This window comes from Streptomyces sp. NPDC002793 (assembly GCF_040295485.1).
GTDB lineage: Bacteria > Actinomycetota > Actinomycetes > Streptomycetales > Streptomycetaceae > Streptomyces.
Genome location: NZ_JBEOVL010000045.1, coordinates 20801 through 40096, shown reverse-complemented (window position 1 = coordinate 40096; position 19296 = coordinate 20801). Strand labels below are relative to the sequence as shown.

Genomic DNA, 19296 nt, shown 5'->3' with positions numbered 1-19296 from the left:
GCTCCCTCCCCCGTCCCCGGGGGCCCGCTCGGAGCGGTCCGGGGTGTGTCACCTGTGTCCGTTCGTCCAACGAGTGGTCACCGGCAGACCGTTCCCGACTTCGGGGCCTTCCCTTCGAGCAGGTAGCCGTCCACGGCCTTCTGCACGCACGTGCTGCCGCCGTTGTACGCCCCGTGGCCCTCGCCCTCGTACGTGAGCTCGATCCCGACTCCTCTGCCGAGCTCGGCGGCCATCGCCTTCGCGCCGGCGTACGGCGTCGCGGGGTCCCCCGTGTTGCCGATGACCAGGATCGGGGCGGCGCCGGGTGCGCTGACGTCCGGGGTGTCCCAGGCGCCCGTGACCGGCCAGCCGGTGCACGACATCAGTCCCCAGCCCAGGTAGTCGCCGAACACGGGGGAGGCCTCACGGAACCTGGGGAGCGCCTTCCTGGTCTGCTCCAGGGTGAACCGCTGCCCGGAGTCCGCGCATTTGATGGCCGCGTTGGCGGCGTTCGAGTTGTCGTAGTGCCCGTCCTCGGAGCGGCCGTTCAGCGAGTCGGCGAGCGCGAGCAGCAGCCCGCCGTTGTCGCCGTCGGCCTCGTCGAGGCCCTGTTCGAGCAACGGCCAGGTCTCCTTGGAGTAGAGGGCGGACGCGATGCCGGTGGTGGCCTGGGTCTCGGTCAGCTCCCGATCACCGAGCCCCGGGACGGGCTTCTTCTCCAACTTGCCGAGGAGACCGGCGATCCAGTCCTGGACCTCCTTGGACGTGGCACCCGGGAGCTTGCAGTCGTCCCGCTCGGCGCAGTCGGCGGTGAAGTTGTCCAGGGCGAGCTGGAAGCCCTCGGCCTGGCCGAGCGAGGACTCCAGGGAGTTCTCCGTCGGGTCGACGACCGCGTCGAGGACGGCCCGGCCGACCCTCTTGGGGTACAGGTGGGCGTAGACGCCGCCCAGTTCGGTGCCGTACGAGATCCCGAAGTAGTACAGCTTGTCGTCACCGAGCACCTGGCGCAGGAGATCCATGTCCCGGGCCGCGTTCGTCGTGCCGACGTAGGGCAGTTCCTCCCCGGAGTTCTCCTCGCAGTCCGCGATGTAGGCCTTCTGGTCGGCGACGAACGCCTTCTCCTCCTCGGCGTCGTCCGGAGTGCCGTCCTGTTCGTAACGGGCGTCGAGCGTCCGGTCGTCCGAGCACTCGACGCCTTCGCTACGGCCGACCCCGCGCGGGTCGAAGCTCACCAGGTCGTAGCGGGTGCGCAGCGTGTCGTACGCGGTGCCGAAGGACGGCAGCGTGGCCACGCCGGAGCCGCCCGGCCCGCCGAAGTTGAAGATCAGGGACCCGATGCGCCGGTCCTTGTTCCTGGCGGCGGAGCGGATGAGCGCCAGTTCGATGGTCCGGCCCTCCGGGTCCGCGTAGTCGAGCGGCACATCCATGAAGGAGCACTGCCAGGACCCTCCGCCCGGCAGCGGGGAGGGGGCCGTGCCGCTGCCCTGCGCCTGGTTGGGGGCCGGGCAGGGCTTCCAGTCGAGCTTCTGGGAGGACAACTCCTCCGCCGTCGCGGTGGGGGACGCCGTCGAGGCAGCCGTCGGCGTCGACCTCCCCGTACCCCCGTCGTCACCGTCGTCCGAACAGGCGGCCAGGGGCAGCAGCACGGAGGCGGTGGCGGCGAGGGCGGCGGCGCGCAGAGCGGGAGAGTTCCTCATGACCCCATCGTGCGGCGGGGTGCGGGCGAACGCGCGAGGCATGGTCCATGCGAGTGGCCAGGCCTCGCGCGTGTGTTCTAGAGCTCTCCCTTACGGGTCAGCTGGTTGAAGCAGATCCAGCCGGGGAGGACGGGCAGCCACAGGGTCATGACGCGGTACAGCAGCACAGCCGGCGCCGCGACCTCCTTCGGCAGGCCCACCGCGATCAGACCCAGGGTCAGCGCGCCCTCGACCGCGCCCATACCGCCCGGGGTGGGCGCCGCGGATCCCAGGGCGTTGCCGGCGAGGAAGACCACAGCGATGCTGGCGTAGCTGAGCTGGGGGACGTCGGGACCGCTGAAGGCGCGGATCGACGCGTCGAGACACAGCACGAACAGGCCCGTCAGCAGCAGCATGCCCCCGATGCCGGTGACCAGCTTCTGCGGGCGCTGCACCACGTCGAGCATGCGGGGTACGACACCGGCGAACAACGACCGCACCCGGGTGACGACGAACTTCCGCAGGAACGGGATCGCGGTCACCACCAGCACGAGCACGGCGACCGTGAGCAGGCCCGCGATGACCGTCCTCGACGGGGTGAGCGAGTCCGGGGTCTTCTCCGTGCCGGTCAGATAGCCGAACAGGGCGAGCAACAGGATGTGGCAGCCGAGCCCGAACAGCTGGGAGGCACCCACGCTCGCGACGGCGAGCCCCGGGCGCACCCCGGCGCGTTGCAGGAAGCGCGTGTTCAGCGCCACACCGCCGACCGCCGCCGGGGCCACGATCTTCACGAACGACCCGGCCACCTGCGCCAGCACGGTCTTCCCGAAGGCCACCCGCTCCGGCACGAAGCCGAGCAGGCTCATGGCCGCGGCGACGTAGCTGAGTGCCGAGAAACCGAGCGCCGCCGCCACCCAGCCCCACTCCGCCTGCTCCACGACCGTGCCGAAGTCGGCCTCGGTGACCTGTGAGATCAGGAAGTAGGCGGCGATGGAACCCGCGATGAAGCTGAACAGGGTGCGCGGCTTGATGCGCTCCAGCCGGACCGGTTCGACCGGTGCCTGCGGCCTGATCAGCAGCACCTGGCGGCGGATCTGGGCCAGCATGTCCTCTTCGCGGGCCTCTTCCAGGGCATCGTCCATCGCCCTCTTCTCGGCCTGCTTCTCCGTGCGGAGCGACTTGCGGGCCGCCTTGCGGTCGCCGGCCGCCGAGCCCTGTTCCTCCGCCTTGGCCTGCTTGGCCGCCTGCGAGGCCTCCAGCACCGCCTCCCGCTCGCGCTGCGAACGCTCGCGGGCGATCCTGCGGAGCGTCGCCCGGGTGGAGCGGCTCAGCGCGATCGGCTGGAGCAGCGGCAGGGAGTCGGCGACGGCGTCGGGGCCGAGCACGGCCAGTGCCGCGGCGACGGCCCGTTCGGCGCCCACGCGCAGCCCTGTGGTGGTGAGCAGCTGGGCGACGTCCATGCGCAGGACCAGGTCTCCGGCGGCGATCTCACCGCCCCGCAGATCGGTGACGAACACGGTGCCGGAGCGATCCACCAGGATGGCGTCGCCGGTGAGCCTGCGGTGCGCGATCCGGCGGGACTGGAGCGCCTTCACCTGGCGCCAGGCGCCCCGCACCAGGTCGTCGGTGATCTCCTCGTCCTCCATCGCGTCCAGCGAACGCCCGCCGATGTGCTCGTACACGAGCATCACGGCGTCGGGCCCGAGTTCGGAGGTGGCGATCAGCTTGGGTGCGTTGGCCCCGGCCGCGATCGCCGCGTACGCGAGGAGCGCCTCCTGCTCCAGCGCCTGGCGCAGCGACTGGATGGAGCGGCGTTGGGTGATGCTGCGCAGGGTGAGCCTGCGCCACACCCGGTAGAAGAAGCCCTGCGCCTGCTGTTCGCGGTCGACGACCGTCACGTCCAGCGGTGGGCCGTGCTCCAGGGTGACGAGATAGCGGCGCCCCCGGTCGCTCTGGTCGACGTTGTCGGGAGCGTCCTCGGTGCGCATCGCGGCGACCGGACGGAAACCGACGTGGCGCAGACCGGCCATCAGATGCTGGCCGGTCGGACGGACGTTCGGCGAACCGACCGTGTACAGCGTGCCGTACGCCACGGTCCAGCCGATCAGCACGGTGAGGACGATCGAGAACGGGGTGGTGTAGCCGCCGACCAGCATCGCGAAGGCGTCCAGGAGCAGCACCACCCACAGGACGACCCGCCACCGCGGTCTGCGGGCCATTCCGACCGCTGTCATGTATGCGATGACGGGCGCGAGATATCCGTGCACGGGATCGGTGAGCGCGTCCCCGGGCTGGGGCTGTGTGAGGGCCTCCCGGATCGTCCCGGGAGCCGACCTGGCCACCCAGAGATCGGTGGCCAGGGTCACCCCGTGTGCCAGTACGGCGGCGAGCACCCCGTCCGCGATCCGCAGACCGTCGCGCTTCACCAGCCGCTCGATCGCGAAGGCGACCGGCACGAGGAGCACGGCGATGCTGGACACCAGACCCGCGAGCTTGATCAGCAGATCGGGGGCCTGGTCGGTGCCCTTGGAGATGTCGTCCTCGAGGCCGGTGGTGGTCCCCTGGGCGAAGGCGGCGAGGAAGAACAGCAGGGCGATCGCGAGGACCCCGACGAGGAGCCGCAGCAGATCGGAGGGGCGATGGACCCGGGCGGGAAGCAGGGGTTCGTCGCCCGAGACGCGGTCGCTCAGGCCGGTGTCGGCCGACGCGAGTGTCGAACCCGAGACGTGCTCCGGCGGCGCCCCCGGGGCATCCCCGGTACCGGGCGCGTCCGGGCGCGGCTCCGCATCAGAGGCGTCCGCCGCCTTCGGTGGCTGCACGCCCTGCTCCTTAGCCTCTGATGGATCTTCGTCTTCTCGTGTCACCGGTCACCGCCCGCACGATGGTGGCACGGCCTGCAGACAGAGGGGGGCATCAGGGTGCATTGCGCGGGTGCGATGCGCAACATACGCTGCTTCGCCCGCCCGTGCACGGTGTGTGACCGGCGCGACACCCAGGTCCCGGTTGTCGGAGGCGTACGGCAGGATGGGGCGGATGAGCGAAGACCGGACGAGCGGCAGCCGGGCGGGGGCCACGCCCGCCGCCCGCCCCGTGACCGACGAGCTGCCCGTCTACGCCGACCGGGTGCTGGACGTGGCGGACCTCATTCCGCCCGGCCGCGTCATGACGTACGGCGATGTGGCGGAGTGGCTGGGCGACGGCGGTCCCAGACAGGTCGGCCGGGTGATGGCCCTGTACGGCTCCGCGGCGCCCTGGTGGCGTGTGGTGCGCGCCGACGGGACGCTGCTGCCGGGCCATGAACTGCGGGCGCTCGGCCACTACCGCGAGGAGGGCACGCCGCTGCGCGTGGCCCCGCGCGACGCGGACGGACACGTTCCGCGCCTCGACATGAAGCGCGCCCGATGGGACGGCGTGACCGGCGGTCCGGGCGACGAAGCTCACAGCTGACAGTTTCCGCCCCCGTGCCCGGCCGGGGCGGGCGCCGGGCCGGTGAGCGGGACGCGGCGGCCCGGCGGTGGCCCCGGCGTGTGACGGGGGACGCGGCCCACAGCCCGCTGTCCGCCCCGCCGCTGGCGTAGCGTCGTCCCCACGCGGCACGCTCCACTCCCTCATCCGTTCCCGATTCCGTTCCCTTTTCCGTCACGAGCGTCACGAGCGTCACAGCCGGGGCTTCCGCGCCGGACCTCACCACCTCCACCAGCAGCAGACGTCACACCCGGGCCGCCCCGATGGCCGGCCACCGCGCAGACCGAGTACCCCAGTACACCCACCAGGACCGGCGATCCACGTGAGCTCCCCCTTCTCCACCCGGAACAGCCCGCACCGTCAGGCACGGCGGCGGGCCCCGGGCGCGTACCGGCTGGTGCGCACGCCGCCGGGCTCCGTGGAACCCCCTCTTCTGGACGCACCGCAGCGCGCGGTGGTTGACCACCGGGACGGCCCCCTGCTGGTCCTCGCCGGCCCAGGCACCGGAAAGAGCACGACCCTGGTGGAGGCGGTCGCCCGGCGCGTGGCCCGGGGGACCGACCCCGCCCGCATCCTGGTCCTCACCTTCAGCCGCAAGGCGGCGGTCGAACTGCGCGACCGCATGGCGGCCCGGCTCGGCGGCACCCGGGGCCCACAGGCCACCACCTTCCACTCGTACTGCTACGCCCTGGTCCGCGCGCACCAGGACGCCGACCTCTTCGCCGATCCGCTGCGCCTGCTCTCCGGACCCGAGCAGGACGTCACCGTCCGCGAACTCCTGGCCGGCCAGCTCGGCCTGGAGCGGGCCGGGCTGGCCCATGTCCGCTGGCCGGACGAGCTGCGGGCCTGTCTGACCACCCGCGGCTTCGCCGACGAGGTGCGGGCGGTGCTGGCCCGCAGCCGTGAGCTGGGCCTCGGCCCGGACGCGCTGGCCGCCTTCGCACGCCGTACCGGACGCCCTGACTGGAGCGCCGCCGCCCAGTTCCTCGCCGAGTACCTGGACGTCCTCGACGCACAGGGGGTCCTCGACTACGCCGAACTGGTCCACCGGGCGGTCCTCCTCGCCGAGCGGCCGGAGGTGGCGGCGGCCCTCGCCCGGAGCTACGACGCGGTACTCGTCGACGAGTACCAGGACACGGACCCCGCCCAGGTGCGGCTGCTGCACGCCCTGGCCGGGAACCAGGGCACCGCCGCGCCGGGTGCCGGCGGCGGCCGGACCCTGATCGCCTTCGGCGACCCCGACCAGTCGATCTACGCCTTCCGGGGCGCCGATGTGAACGGCATCCTCGACTTCCCCGACACCTTCTGCCGTGCCGACGGCGCGCCCGCACCGGTCGGGGTCCTCACCACCTCACGACGTTCCGGTGCGGACCTGCTGGAGGCGACCCGGCTCCTCACCCGCCGGATGCCGCTGACGCGCCTGCCCTCGGACAAGGTGCGCGCCCACCGCGAACTGTCCGCCGTGCGCCCGGGCGGCCGCGTCGAGACGTACACCTATCCCACGCCCTCCACCGAGCTGGAGAACATCGCCGATCTGCTCCGGCGCGCGCACCTGGAAGAAGGCGTGCCCTGGCGGGACATGGCGGTCCTCGTACGCGCCGGCGGCCGTTCCATCCCCGCCGTGCGCCGGGCGCTCACCTCCGCCGGAGTCCCGCTGGAGGTCGACGGCGACGATCTCGCCCTGCGCCACGAACCGGCGGTCGCCCCGCTCCTGACCGCCCTGCGCACCGTCGCCACGGCGGCGCTGCACACCTCCGAGGACGATCCCGAGGACCCGCAGGAGGAGACCGAAGGGGACGACCGGGCAGCGCCCGGACGGCTCGACACCGAGACCGCACTCGCCCTGCTCGCCTCCCCCCTCGGTTCCATGGACGCCGCCGACCTGCGCCGCCTCGGCCGGGCCCTGCGCGACGAGGAGCGGGCCGCCGGGAACCGGGTACCGCCGCCGTCCGGCGAACTGCTGGCCCGGGCCCTGTCCGAGCCCGAACGCCTGGTCACGCACGACCCGGCGTACGCCCGCGGAGCGCAGCGGCTCGGTGCGCTCCTGCGTGACGCCCGTGAAGTCCTGGAGGGCGGCGGCACCGCGGAAGAGGCCCTGTGGACCCTGTGGAAGGGCACCCCCTGGCCCGGCCGTCTCGAGCGGGCGGCACTGCGCGGCGGCGCCGGCGGCAGGAACGCCGACCGGGACCTCGACGCCGTGTGCGCCCTCTTCGACAGTGCCGCACGGGCCGAGGAGCGCACCGGGGGACGCGGCGCGCTCAACTTCCTGGAGGAGGTCGACGCCCAGGACATCGCCGCCGACACCCTGTCCCGGCGAGCCGTGCGCCCGGACGCCGTACGCCTGATGACCGCGCACCGCTCCAAGGGCCTGGAATGGAGCCTGGTCGTCGTCGCCGGCGTACAGGAAGGCCTCTGGCCCGACCTGCGGCGCCGGGGATCGCTCCTGGAGGCGGACCGCATCGGGCGCGACGGCCTGGCCGAACCCCTCACCCCCGGGGCCCTCCTGTCCGAGGAACGCCGCCTGTTCTACGTCGCCGCGACCCGGGCCCGTGACCGTCTCGTCGTCACCGCGGTCAAGGCCCCCGCCGACGACGGCGACCAGCCCTCACGTTTCCTCACCGAGCTCGGTGTCGAGCCACGGGACGTCACCGGGCGTCCCCGCCGCCCGCTCGCGGTGGCCTCGCTCGTCGCCGAGCTCCGGGCGACGACCGTCGACCCCGCCGCCTCGGAGGCCCTGCGAGACGCCGCCGCCCACCGGCTCGCCCGGCTCGCGGCGCTCACCGACGACGAGGGCCAGCCACTGGTGCCCGCGGCCCACCCGTACCGCTGGTGGGGGCTGAACGAACCCACCCGCTCCGAGGTCCCGCTGCGCGACCGGGACCACCCCGTCGCGCTCTCCGGGAGCGCGCTCGACCAGCTCGCCAACACCTGCGCCCTCCAGTGGTTCCTGGGCCGCGAGGTGAAGGCCGACGCCCCCGCGACGGCGGCCCAGGGCTTCGGTAACGTGGTGCACGTACTCGCCGACGAGGTGGCCTCCGGACGGACCGCCGCCGACCTGGACGTCCTGATGGAACGCCTCGACTCCGTGTGGGACGGACTCGTCTTCGACGCGCCCTGGAAATCACACCAGGAGAAGGACCAGGCACGCGCGGCCCTGGAACGCTTCCTGCGCTGGCACGTCATGGACCGCACCGGCCGCACTCCTGTCGCCGGCGAGCACGACTTCGACGTCACCCTCGAAGCCGGTGAGTACGCCGTGCGCATCCGGGGCTCCATGGACCGCGTCGAACAGGACAGCGAAGGCCGGGCGTACGTCGTCGACTTCAAGACCGGCAAGGGAGCGCCCACCAAGGACGAGGTGGCCTCCCACCCGCAGCTCGCCGTGTACCAGCTGGCCGTCAGGGAAGGTGCCGTCGACGAGGTCTTCGACGGACACCGTCCGGACCTGGGAGGCGCCGAACTCGTACAGCTGCGCCAGCCCGCGCCGAAGAAGGAGGGCGGTGACGCCCTGCCCAAGGTGCAGGCACAGGACCCCCTCTCCGGGGAGTGGGTATCCGATCTGCTGGCCACGGCGGCCGGCCGGGTCCTGGACGAGCGGTTCACCCCGACGACCGGCCAGCACTGCACGCACTGCACCTTCAAGGCCTCGTGCAGCGCGCAGCCCGAAGGCCGCCAGATCATCGAATGACCGCCCCGTCACGGTCCGTGCGCGGGACCGCGTTTGTCGGTGCGTCCGGTTAGCCTCTGGGGAGTGACCTCCCGTATCGACGATCCCGAGCAGCTCAAGGAGCTCCTCGGGATCCCCTTCACCCCGGAGCAGACGGCCTGCATCACCGCGCCGCCCGCCCCGCAGGTGATCGTGGCCGGAGCCGGTTCGGGGAAGACCACCGTGATGGCCGCCCGTGTGGTGTGGCTGGTCGGGACCGGACAGGTCGCGCCGGAGCAGGTCCTCGGCCTGACCTTCACGAACAAGGCCGCCGGTGAGCTCGCCGAGCGGGTCCGCAAGGCCCTCGTCGCGGCCGGGGTCACCGACCCCGACGTCATCGACCCGGACAACCCCCCGGGCGAGCCCAGCATCTCCACCTACCACGCCTTCGCGGGACGGCTCCTCACCGACCACGGACTGCGGATCGGCCTCGAACCCACCACCCGGCTCCTCGCCGACGCCACCCGCTACCAGCTCGCCGCCCGGGTGCTGCGGGAGGCGCCCGGCCCCTACCCGGCGCTGACCCGGTCCTTCCCCACCCTCGTCAGCGACCTGCTGGCCCTGGACGCCGAGCTCGCCGAACACCTCGTACGGCCCGAACAGCTCACGGAGCACGACACCGAGCTGCTCCACACCCTGGAGACGGCCAGGCTCACCAACGCCGAGCTGCGCAAGCTCCCCGAGACGGCGGAGGCCCGCTGCGAGCTCCTCGACCTGACCCGCCGCTACCGGGCGGCCAAGCGCGGCCGCGACCTCCTCGACTTCGGCGACCAGATCGCCCTCTCCGCGGAACTGGCCCTCACCCGGCCCGAGGTCGGCGCACTCCTGCGCGACGAATTCCGGGTCGTCCTGCTCGACGAGTACCAGGACACGTCCGTGGCCCAGCGACTGCTCCTGGCCGCGCTGTTCGGTGCCGGAGGCGCGGGAGGTGCGGGCGGCACGGGAGGCCACGCCGTGACCGCGGTCGGCGACCCCTGCCAGGCGATCTACGGCTGGCGCGGTGCCTCCGTGGCCAACCTCGACGACTTCCCGCAGCACTTCCCGCACGCCGACGGCACCCCCGCCACCCGCTACTCCCTCAGCGAGAACCGCCGCAGCGGAGGCCGCCTCCTCCACCTCGCCAACGGACTCGCCGAACCCCTGCGCGCCATGCACGAGGGGGTCGAGGCACTGCGCCCCGCACCCGGGGCCGAGCGGGACGGCACGGTCCGGTGCGCCCTCCTGCGCACCCACGCCGAGGAGATCGACTGGCTCGGCGGCTCGCTCGCCCACCTCGTACGGACCGGCACGCCACCCGGGGAGATCGCCGTCCTGTGCCGGACCGCGGGCGACTTCCCCCGCATCCAGGCAGCACTCGTCGCCCGGGACGTGCCGGTCGAGGTCGTCGGCCTCTCCGGCCTGCTGCACCTCCCCGAGGTCGCCGACCTCGTCGCCGTCTGCGAGGTCCTCCAGGACCCGGGGGCCAACGCCTCCCTGGTCCGGCTGCTCACCGGACCGCGCTGGCGCATCGGCCACCGGGACCTCGCCCTCCTGGGACGTCGCGCCCGCCTGCTCGTCCACCGCTCCGCCCCCGGCGACGAGGACGTCGACCCCGACCAGCGCCTGGCGGAAGCGGTCGAGGGCATCGACCCCGCCGAGGTGATCTCGCTCGCCGACGCCCTCGACACCTTCCTGGAGTCCGGCGGGTCCGAGGACGACCAGCTGCCCTTCTCCGCCGAGGCACGCGTCCGTTTCGCCCGCCTCGCCACCGAGCTCCGCGACCTCCGGCGCTCGCTGGCCGACCCCCTCATGGACGTACTGCACCGCGTCCTCGCGACCACCGGCCTGGAAGTGGAACTCTCCGCCTCGCCGCACGCCCTGGCCGCACGCCGCCGCGAGACCCTCGCTAATTTCCTGGACGTCGCCGCCGGCTTCGCCGCGGTGGACGGGGAGGCGACCCTGCTCGCCTTCCTCGGCTTCCTGCGCACCGCCGCGCAGTACGAGAAGGGCCTCGACAACGCCCTGCCCGGCGGAGAGAACACGGTGAAGGTCCTCACCGCCCACAAGTCCAAGGGCCTGGAGTGGGACGTCGTCGCCGTGCCCGGCCTCGTCGGCGGCCAGTTCCCCAGCACGCAGTCCCGGGACGCCTGGACCACCCAGTCCCGGGTCCTCCCGCACCCCCTGCGCGGCGACGCCGCCACGCTCCCCACCCTCCACTCCTTCGACGCCAAGGGCCTCAAGGCGTTCAAGGACGAGCTGAAGGAGCATCAGCGCACCGAGGAGCTCCGCCTCGGCTACGTCACGTTCACCCGCCCCCGCAGCCTGCTGCTCGGCTCCGGCCACTGGTGGGGGCCGTCCCAGAAGAAGCCACGCGGCCCCTCGGCCTTCCTGGACGCGCTGTACGAACACTGCGCGGCCGGGTACGGCGAGATCGAGGTCTGGACGGACGAGCCCGCCGAGGACGAGGAGAACCCGGCCCTCCAGGACGGCGACGCGGACCAGGCCTGGCCCCTGCCGCTCGACGACACCGCCATGGCCCGCCGCCGCGCCGCCCGGGACACGGTGCTGGCCCACCTGGAGGCGCTGGCGGCCGCTCCGGTGCCCGATGTGTACGAGGAGCCGGAGCTCGCCCCGGAGCTCTCGTACGAGGACGAGCCGCCGTACGACGACGGGCCCGCTCCTGAGGAGCCTGAGGAGCCGTCCTACGCGGAGGCCGACGCCCCGTACGACGATCCGTTCCCGGACGGCGACCCCGGTCCGCAAGCCGGTGCGCACGCCGGTCCACACCCCGGCGCGCATGCCGGTCCGCACGCTCCCACCCCGCACGTGCCCGCCGCCCGCGCCCCGGCGGACGCCGGCCTCACCCCGGAGGAGTCCCGCACCCTCGCCTCCTGGGACCGTGACCTCGACGCCCTCGCCGGTGAGCTGCGCCGCTCCCGCGCCACCGTGCGGGACGTCGTCGTACCCGCCACGCTCTCCGCCACCCAGCTGCTGCACCTCGCCGACGACCCGGAGGGCTTCGCACGGGAGCTCGCCCGTCCGATGCCCCGCCCCCCGCAGCCCGCAGCCCGGCGGGGGACCCGCTTCCACGCCTGGGTGGAGTCCCGGTTCGAGGAACTCCCGCTGCCCATGCTCGGCCCGGACGAACTCCCCGGGGGCGACGAGAGCGACGCGGAGATCGCCGACGAACGCGACCTCGCCGAGCTCAAGGAAGCCTTCGAGCGCACCGCGTACGCCCGGCGCACTCCGTACCGCGTCGAGACCCCGTTCCAGATCACGCTCGGGGGCCGGGTGATCCGCGGCCGGATCGACGCGGTCTACCGCACGGGGGACACCTACGAGATCGTCGACTGGAAGACGGGCCGGCACCGCGCGGCCGACCCGCTCCAGCTCGCCGTCTACCGCCTGGCCTGGGCGGAACTGCACGGCCTGCCGCTCGAAGCGGTCACCGCGACCTTCCTGTACGTCCGCACCGGGGAGACGTCCCACCCCACCGGACTGCCGGGCCGGGAGGAGCTGGAGAAGCTCCTGCTGGACGAGCCACCTCCGCAGGGCCGATAGGCTCATGAGCATGAGCGACACCCCGGACAGCGCCGTCCGTACGTACACCGAGCAGCACCGCGCGGCCTTCCTCGACGACCTCGCCGAGTGGCTGCGCATCCCGTCGGTCTCCGCCCAGCCGGAGCACGACGGAGACGTACGGCGCAGCGCCGAATGGCTGTCCGGCAAGCTGGCCGACACCGGATTCCCGGTCACCGAGATCTGGGAGACACCCGGCGCCCCCGCCGTCTTCGCCGAGTGGCCCTCGGAGGATCCGGACGCACCCGTCGTCCTCGTCTACGGGCACCACGACGTGCAGCCCGCCGCCCGTGAGGACGGCTGGAGCACCGATCCGTTCGAACCGGTGATCCGCGACGGCAGGATGTACGGACGCGGCGCGGCCGACGACAAGGGCCAGGTGTTCTTCCACACACTCGGCGTCCGCGCCCACCTCGCCGCGACCGGCCGGACGGCCCCCGCGGTACACCTCAAGCTTCTGGTCGAGGGCGAGGAGGAGTCCGGCTCGCCGCACTTCCGCGCCCTGGCCGAAGAGCGGTCCGCCCGCCTCGCGGCCGACGTCGTGATCGTGTCCGACACCGGGATGTGGGACGAGAACACCCCCACCGTCTGCACCGGCATGCGCGGCCTCGCCGAATGCGAGATCGAGCTGCACGGGCCCGACCAGGACATCCACTCCGGGTCCTTCGGCGGGGCCGTCCCCAACCCCGCGACCGCCCTCGCCCGTCTCGTCGCCGCTCTCCACGACACGGACGGCAGGGTGGCGGTGCCCGGCTTCTACGACGGGGTCACCGAACTCACCGAGACCGAGCGTGCCCTCTTCGCGGAACTGCCCTTCGACGAGGACACCTGGCTGCGCACCGCGTCCTCGCGGGCCACCGCGGGCGAGGCCGGCTACTCCACCCTGGAGCGCGTCTGGGCCCGCCCCACCGCCGAGGTCAACGGCATCGGCGGCGGCTACCAGGGCGCCGGGAGCAAGACCGTCATCCCCTCGTCCGCCCTGGCGAAACTGAGCTTCCGGCTGGTCGCCGGCCAGGACCCGGAGCGGATCCAGGAGGCGGTCCGCGCCTGGGCCGAGTCCCGCGTCCCGGCCGGTGTGCGCCACCGGATCACCTTCGCGCCGGCCACCCGCCCCTGCCTGACGCCGCTGGACCACCCCGCCCTCCAGGCGGTGGCCCGCGCCATGGGACGGGCCTTCGGGACGAAGATCCTCTTCACCCGCGAGGGAGGTTCGGGACCCGCCGCCGACCTGCAGGACGTGCTCGGCGCGCCCGTCCTCTTCCTGGGCATCTCCGTGCCGTCCGACGGCTGGCACGGCCCCGACGAGAAGGTCGAGCTGGACCTCCTCCTCAAGGGCGTGGAGACCACCGCCCACCTGTGGGGCGAGCTGGCCGACGCACTCCGCTGAATCTCTGAACGCCCGATCCACCCCCGGGGGAGTAGGAAGCACCTGTGACCACCTTCGACAACGCCACCGCAGACCGCCCGATCGGTCTCACGGCGCCCAGCGGCATCGACCGCGCCGCGCACCACCGGCTCGACGAGGCCTGGCTCGCCGCGGCCTGGAGCCACCCGACGACCCGAGTCTTCGTCGTCTCCGGGGGCCAGGCACTCATCGACGACACCCCCGACGGTGGCACCGAGCTCGTCATGACGCCCGCCTTCGAGGCGCCGGTCACCGAGACCCACCGCTACTTCCTGGGCACCGACGAGGACGGCGTACGCTACTTCGCGCTCCAGAAGGACTCCCTTCCTGGCCGGATGGACCAGTCCGCACGCCCCGCGGGCCTGCGCGAGGCCGGACTGCTCCTCGGCCCGCGCGACGCCGGCCTGATGGTGCACGCGGTGGCCCTGGAGAACTGGCAGCGGCTGCACCGCTTCTGCTCACGCTGCGGCGAGCGCACCGTCATCGCGGCGGCCGGACACATCCGCCGCTGCCAGGCCTGTGGGGCGGAGCACTACCCGCGAACCGACCCGGCGGTGATCATGCTGGTCACCGACGACCAGGACCGCGCCCTGCTGGGACGCCAGGTGCACTGGCCCGAGGGCCGCTTCTCGACGCTCGCCGGCTTCGTCGAGCCGGGGGAGGCGATCGAGCAGTCCGTGGCCCGCGAGGTCTTCGAGGAGGCGGGCATCACCGTCGGTGAGGTCGAGTACATCGCCAGCCAGCCCTGGCCGTTCCCGTCCAGCCTGATGCTCGGCTTCATGGCGCGCGCCACGTCCTTCGAGATCAACGTGGACGGCGAGGAGATCGAGGAGGCCCGCTGGTTCTCCCGCGAGGACCTGACGGCCGCCTTCGACTCGGGCGAGGTGCTGCCCCCGTTCGGCGTCTCGATCGCGGCGCGCCTCATCGAGCTCTGGTACGGCAAGCCGCTCCCGCGGCCGGGCAACGCCGGCTGACCGGGGGCGGGCGGCCCGCGCACGGGTGGAACCCACGCCGTCCGGATGCCGGGACCGCCCGGTGAAGTCCCCGGTCATGTCCGAACCCGGCGTCGTCCTGCCCGGGGAGCAACAGAACCGGATAGCGACCTTCGACCGCATCAGGACCGCCGTGCGGTACCTGGCGCAGGGCCCGGCGAGGGAGCCGGGAGCGGAGTCGGCCCCTGGGCGGGAGGCGGAAGCACGCCCGAGCTGGTGGCGAAGGATGTCCCGTAAACGCTGACGACACGGCGGCGGCCCCGGAGCGCTTCCGCCGGGGCCGCCGCCGTACGTGACCGACTCCTGGGGTCAGGCGCCGACCTTCTGCTTGACCTGAGCCAGCGAGGGGTTGGTCAGCGTCGAACCGTCGGGGAACAGCAAGGTCGGAACCGTCTGGTTTCCGCCGTTCGCCTTCTCGACGAAGGCCGCCGAGTCCGGGTCGTGCTCGATGTTGACCTCGGTGTACGCGATGCCTTCGCGATCCATCTGCCCCTTGAGCCGGCGGCAGTAGCCGCACCACGTGGTGCTGTACATCGTCACAGTGCCCGGCATGTCGTCGGCGCTCCCTTGTCTTGTCCGTCTCGCTGGATGCGGGACCGCACCCGTGCGGTCCCGTACGGGGAACGTACGGGACCTGACGACCATTCCCCGAGGTCTCCCGACCGGTATGACGAACGGCACCCCCTGTGGACAACCGCCGCTGCTGCCCTGCACGACCTGGCAGCATGGCAGGGTGACAGCAGCGACGCATTCCACCCTCTTCCCCCAGGTCCCCGACTCCGCGGACGCCGTGCTCGACGGGCTCGACCCGGAGCAGCGCGAGGTCGCGCTGGCCCTCGGCGGACCGGTGTGCGTGCTGGCCGGAGCGGGGACGGGCAAGACGCGGGCGATCACGCACCGCATCGCCTACGGGGTGCGGGCCGGGATCCTCCAGCCGACGACCGTGCTCGCCGTCACGTTCACCAACCGGGCGGCCGGGGAGATGCGGGGCAGGCTCCGTCAGCTCGGCGCGACCGGCGTCCAGGCCCGGACGTTCCACTCGGCGGCCCTGCGCCAGCTCCAGTACTTCTGGCCGAAAGCAGTCGGTGGTGAGCTGCCGCGTCTGGTGGAGCGGAAGGTCCAGCTCGTCGCCGAGGCCGCGGCCCGCTGCGGGATCCGGCTCGACCGCAACGAGCTGCGGGACGCCACCAGCGAGATCGAATGGGCCAAGGTCACCCAGACCGTGCCCGCCGACTACCCGGCCGCGGTCGTGAAGACCCAGCGCGACGCGCCGCGCGACCCGGCGGAGCTCTCGCAGATCTACGGGATGTACGAGCAGCTGAAGCGGGACAGGGCGGTGATCGACTTCGAGGACGTGCTGCTGCTCACCGTGGGCATCCTCCAGGACCGGCACGACATCGCCGATCATGTGCGCCGTCAGTACCAGCACTTCGTCGTCGACGAGTACCAGGACGTCAGCCCGCTCCAGCAGCGGCTCCTCGATCTCTGGCTCGGTGACCGGGACGACCTCTGCGTCGTCGGTGACGCAGGCCAGACGATCTACTCCTTCACCGGTGCCACCCCTGACCACCTGCTCAATTTCCGTACGCGTCACCCGGATGCGACCGTGGTGAAGCTGGTGCGGGACTACCGCTCGACACCTCAGGTCGTCCACCTGGCCAACGGCCTGCTGAGCCAGGCGAGGGGCAAGGCGGCAGAGCACCGGCTCGAACTGGTCTCGCAGCGGGACAAGGGCCCCGAGCCCGTGTACACGGAGTACACGGACGAGCCCGCCGAGGCGGAGGGCACCGCACGGAGGATCCGCGACCTGATCGCCGCCGGGGTCCCGGCCGGTGAGATCGCCGTGCTGTACCGCGTGAACTCCCAGTCGGAGGTCTACGAACAGGCACTCGCGGACGCGGGCGTGCCCTACCAGCTACGAGGGGCCGAGCGTTTCTTCGACCGCCCCGAGGTGCGGGAGGCGGGCGTGGCCCTGCGCGGCGCCGCCCGCGCGGGAGGCAACGACTCGTTGCTCGACGGTGCCGACGACCTTCCCTCCGAGGTGCGGGCGGTGCTCTCCACGAAGGGATGGACCTCCAAGCCGCCCGGTGGCTCGGGAGCGGTGCGGGACCGCTGGGAGTCCCTCGCCGCGCTGGTGCGACTGGCCGAGGACTTCGAACAGGCCAAGCCGGGCGCCACGCTCTCCGATCTCGTGGCCGAACTCGACGAGCGGGCCGCGGCCCAGCACGCCCCCACGGTTCAGGGCGTCACCCTGGCGTCGCTGCACTCGGCGAAGGGCCTGGAGTGGGATGCGGCCTTCCTCGTCGGGCTCACCGAGGGCATGATGCCGATCGCCTACGCCAAGACGGACGAGCAGGTCGAGGAGGAGCGCCGGCTGCTGTACGTCGGCGTGACCCGGGCCCGCTTCCACCTCTCGCTGTCCTGGGCCCTGTCCAGGTCGCCAGGAGGCCGCGGGAACCGCCGGGCGACCCGCTTCCTGAACGGACTGCGCCCCGGCTCGGCCGCGTCGGTCGCGCGCGGCGGCGCCGGAGGGGGTGGGGGGATCGACCGTGGCTCCCGCGCGGGTGCGGGCACCATCGGGAGGGAGAAGCCGGTCAGGCCGTCCCGGAGGGGCCCGGTGCTGTGCCGGGTCTGCGGCAAGACACTCACCGAAGCCGGTGAGATGAAGCTGATGCGCTGCGAGGACTGTCCCTCGGACATGGACGAGGGGCTGTACGAGCGGCTGCGTGAGTGGCGCGCGGAGCGGGCGAAGGAGATCAGCCAGCCCGCCTACTGCGTCTTCACGGACAAGACGCTGATGGCGATCGCCGAGGCGGTGCCGGGCAGCGAGGGCGAGCTCGTCGTCATCTCCGGTGTCGGCCAACGGAAGCTGACCCGGTTCGGGACCGACGTTCTGGCCATCTGCGCAGGCCAGGAGGTGGGCAGGGAGCCGGAGGAGGGCGACGGCGACGTGTGAGGAAAACTCGTCGAAAAAATAGTTTGCGCCCGCAGCGGCAAGCACCATAGGTTCTTAACCACGGGAACAGCGACTTCTCTGAAGCCCTGACTCCGTGCTGTACTTATCCGAATACCGCAGGATCGGCCCCGGCCGGTCCCTTGAGACGCCGAGAGGAGGCGATTGTCGTGATCAGCATCATCAACACCATCAAAATGACCGATCCGTCGATCGTCTCCGCATGCTCGCTCGGCCTCACCCGCTCTTCGGCGCTCTCGCTTCGTGGCACCGGTGTGTCCGGCGTCTCCGGAGTCAGCCCTCTGTCCCTGGCGAGCCTGCCCGTCCGGGAGCGCAATGAGCGACCGACCGAGGCACCGGAAGCAGCAGCAGTAGTGAAGGGACAGGCCTCGGCCTATGCCTTTGCGGCAGCCGCAGCCGGTGCCGGAGCCGAAAAGCAGACGACGCAGCACCACACGATGTGGGCCTTCCGTGGGCCTGAACCCTGGAGTGATCCAGCCTGATACGAATCAGGCCGGCGCCTTCAGGGCCGCGGAACCCCACTCGGGATCCGCGGCCCTTTTGTTTTGTCCGAACGGATGAGACGAGACGAAGGAGCCTCGGGACAGCAGCACCTGGTACCAGCCGCCAACCGGCCAACAGGCCGGCACGACCAGACGAGGACAACGCCACCGTGCAACTCGAGACGCACGCCCCGTCCGTACCGCCTTCCGACACGATCTCCCCGCCCGGCCTCACGGAGGACTCCACCTTGATCCCCCTCACCGCGCTCACCGCGCTCGACGACGCCATCGAGAACCTCGGCGTACCCGTCCCCTGCCGCTCCTACGACCCGGAGGTCTTCTTCGCCGAGTCGCCGGCCGATGTCGAGTACGCCAAGTCCCTCTGCCGGACCTGCCCGCTGATGGAGGCCTGCCTCGCCGGAGCCAAGGAGCGCCGCGAGCCCTGGGGCGTCTGGGGTGGCGAGCTCTTCGTGCAGGGCGTCGTCGTCGCCCGCAAGCGGCCGCGTGGCCGTCCGCGCAAGAACCCGGTCGCGGCGTGACCGCCGGCCTGGGGGTCATGTCCCCCACACGTAAGAAGCGCATCGGAACCATCGACCGTCCCCAGACCCATGACCCCCGGAATCAGGCACCAATGACCACCACCACGAGGGAGCCCGTCGGCTCCGCGACCCCGGACGTCACCATCATCGGCGCGAACGACTCGCGTCAGAACAGGACCCGCGAGATGCAACTCATCCCAGAAGCCCTGGCTCGTGCGCATATGCACGACCGCCTGAGGGAGGCCGAGGAGGGACGTCAGGCGGTGCGACCGGTGGCCGCCAGGCGGATGCAGCGCCGTGCGGAGCGTGCTTCGATGCGCGCCCGCCGGGCGCTCGCCATGGCCGTCATGCACTGACGGCCCCACCAGCAGTACGGCTGCCTGGCCAGCGCTCGGCCCCGGAGGCAGCCACCTTTCCCCTGCCGCAGGGCCGGTCCGAACGGGCCGGCCCTGCGCCGCGCAGTGCCGCACGAGGTTCGCTCCCCCCCGGAAGCGCCCTCGCCTCATGTCCGGCGTGGTTC

Annotated in this window: 12 protein-coding genes; 9 read left to right on the top strand and 3 right to left on the bottom strand. The window is 72.4% G+C overall.

What is annotated here, in order from left to right:
- Positions 1 to 77: 77 nt before the first annotated feature.
- Both ABT001_RS30215 and ABT001_RS30210 read right to left on the bottom strand, forming a co-directional pair.
- The gene (locus tag ABT001_RS30215; protein ID WP_351284023.1) at positions 78 to 1676 is read right to left on the bottom strand and encodes an alpha/beta hydrolase; all 1599 of its coding nucleotides are present in this window, start codon (positions 1674 to 1676) and stop codon (positions 78 to 80) included.
- 77 nt (positions 1677 to 1753) lie between these two features.
- Complete coding sequence (locus ABT001_RS30210) at positions 1754 to 4474, bottom strand: lysylphosphatidylglycerol synthase domain-containing protein (protein WP_351284020.1); 2721 nt, start codon at positions 4472 to 4474, stop codon at positions 1754 to 1756.
- A gap of 214 nt (positions 4475 to 4688) precedes the next feature.
- Between ABT001_RS30210 and ABT001_RS30205 the strand changes: the two genes are divergently transcribed.
- From ABT001_RS30205 to nudC, 5 genes are all read left to right on the top strand, one after another.
- The gene (locus tag ABT001_RS30205; RefSeq protein ID WP_351284018.1) at positions 4689 to 5102 is read left to right on the top strand and encodes an MGMT family protein; all 414 of its coding nucleotides are present in this window, start codon (positions 4689 to 4691) and stop codon (positions 5100 to 5102) included.
- Positions 5103 to 5442: 340 nt separating this feature from the next.
- Positions 5443 to 8808, top strand: a complete 3366-nt coding sequence (locus tag ABT001_RS30200) for an ATP-dependent helicase (RefSeq protein WP_351284016.1) — start codon at positions 5443 to 5445, stop codon at positions 8806 to 8808.
- Positions 8809 to 8871: 63 nt separating this feature from the next.
- On the top strand, positions 8872 to 12366 hold the full coding sequence (locus ABT001_RS30195; RefSeq protein WP_351284014.1) for an ATP-dependent helicase: 3495 nt from the start codon (positions 8872 to 8874) through the stop codon (positions 12364 to 12366).
- Between the two features lie 10 nt (positions 12367 to 12376).
- Positions 12377 to 13771 (top strand): dipeptidase, encoded by a 1395-nt coding sequence (locus ABT001_RS30190; protein WP_351284011.1) that lies wholly within the window; start codon positions 12377 to 12379, stop codon positions 13769 to 13771.
- Between the two features lie 44 nt (positions 13772 to 13815).
- The gene (nudC, locus tag ABT001_RS30185; protein ID WP_351284009.1) at positions 13816 to 14763 is read left to right on the top strand and encodes an NAD(+) diphosphatase; all 948 of its coding nucleotides are present in this window, start codon (positions 13816 to 13818) and stop codon (positions 14761 to 14763) included.
- A gap of 327 nt (positions 14764 to 15090) precedes the next feature.
- On the opposite strand, the gene ABT001_RS30180 is transcribed toward nudC, so the two are convergent.
- Positions 15091 to 15333: a mycoredoxin gene (locus ABT001_RS30180; protein ID WP_351284006.1), complete on the bottom strand. Its 243-nt coding sequence runs from the start codon at positions 15331 to 15333 to the stop codon at positions 15091 to 15093.
- Positions 15334 to 15514: 181 nt separating this feature from the next.
- On the opposite strand from ABT001_RS30180, the gene ABT001_RS30175 reads away from it, so the two are divergent.
- From ABT001_RS30175 to ABT001_RS30160, 4 genes are all read left to right on the top strand, one after another.
- Positions 15515 to 17737 carry an ATP-dependent DNA helicase UvrD2 gene (locus tag ABT001_RS30175; protein WP_351284004.1) on the top strand — a complete coding sequence of 741 codons (2223 nt, stop codon included), beginning with the start codon at positions 15515 to 15517 and terminating at the stop codon, positions 17735 to 17737.
- 167 nt (positions 17738 to 17904) lie between these two features.
- A complete protein-coding gene (locus ABT001_RS30170) occupies positions 17905 to 18237 on the top strand; it encodes a hypothetical protein (protein WP_351284001.1) in 333 nt (110 codons plus the stop codon).
- 170 nt (positions 18238 to 18407) lie between these two features.
- Positions 18408 to 18776, top strand: a complete 369-nt coding sequence (locus ABT001_RS30165) for a WhiB family transcriptional regulator (protein WP_031091240.1) — start codon at positions 18408 to 18410, stop codon at positions 18774 to 18776.
- A 17-nt stretch (positions 18777 to 18793) separates the two neighbouring features.
- A complete protein-coding gene (locus tag ABT001_RS30160) occupies positions 18794 to 19132 on the top strand; it encodes a putative WhiB-interacting protein (RefSeq protein WP_502967547.1) in 339 nt (112 codons plus the stop codon).
- The last annotated feature ends 164 nt before the right edge of the window (positions 19133 to 19296 follow it).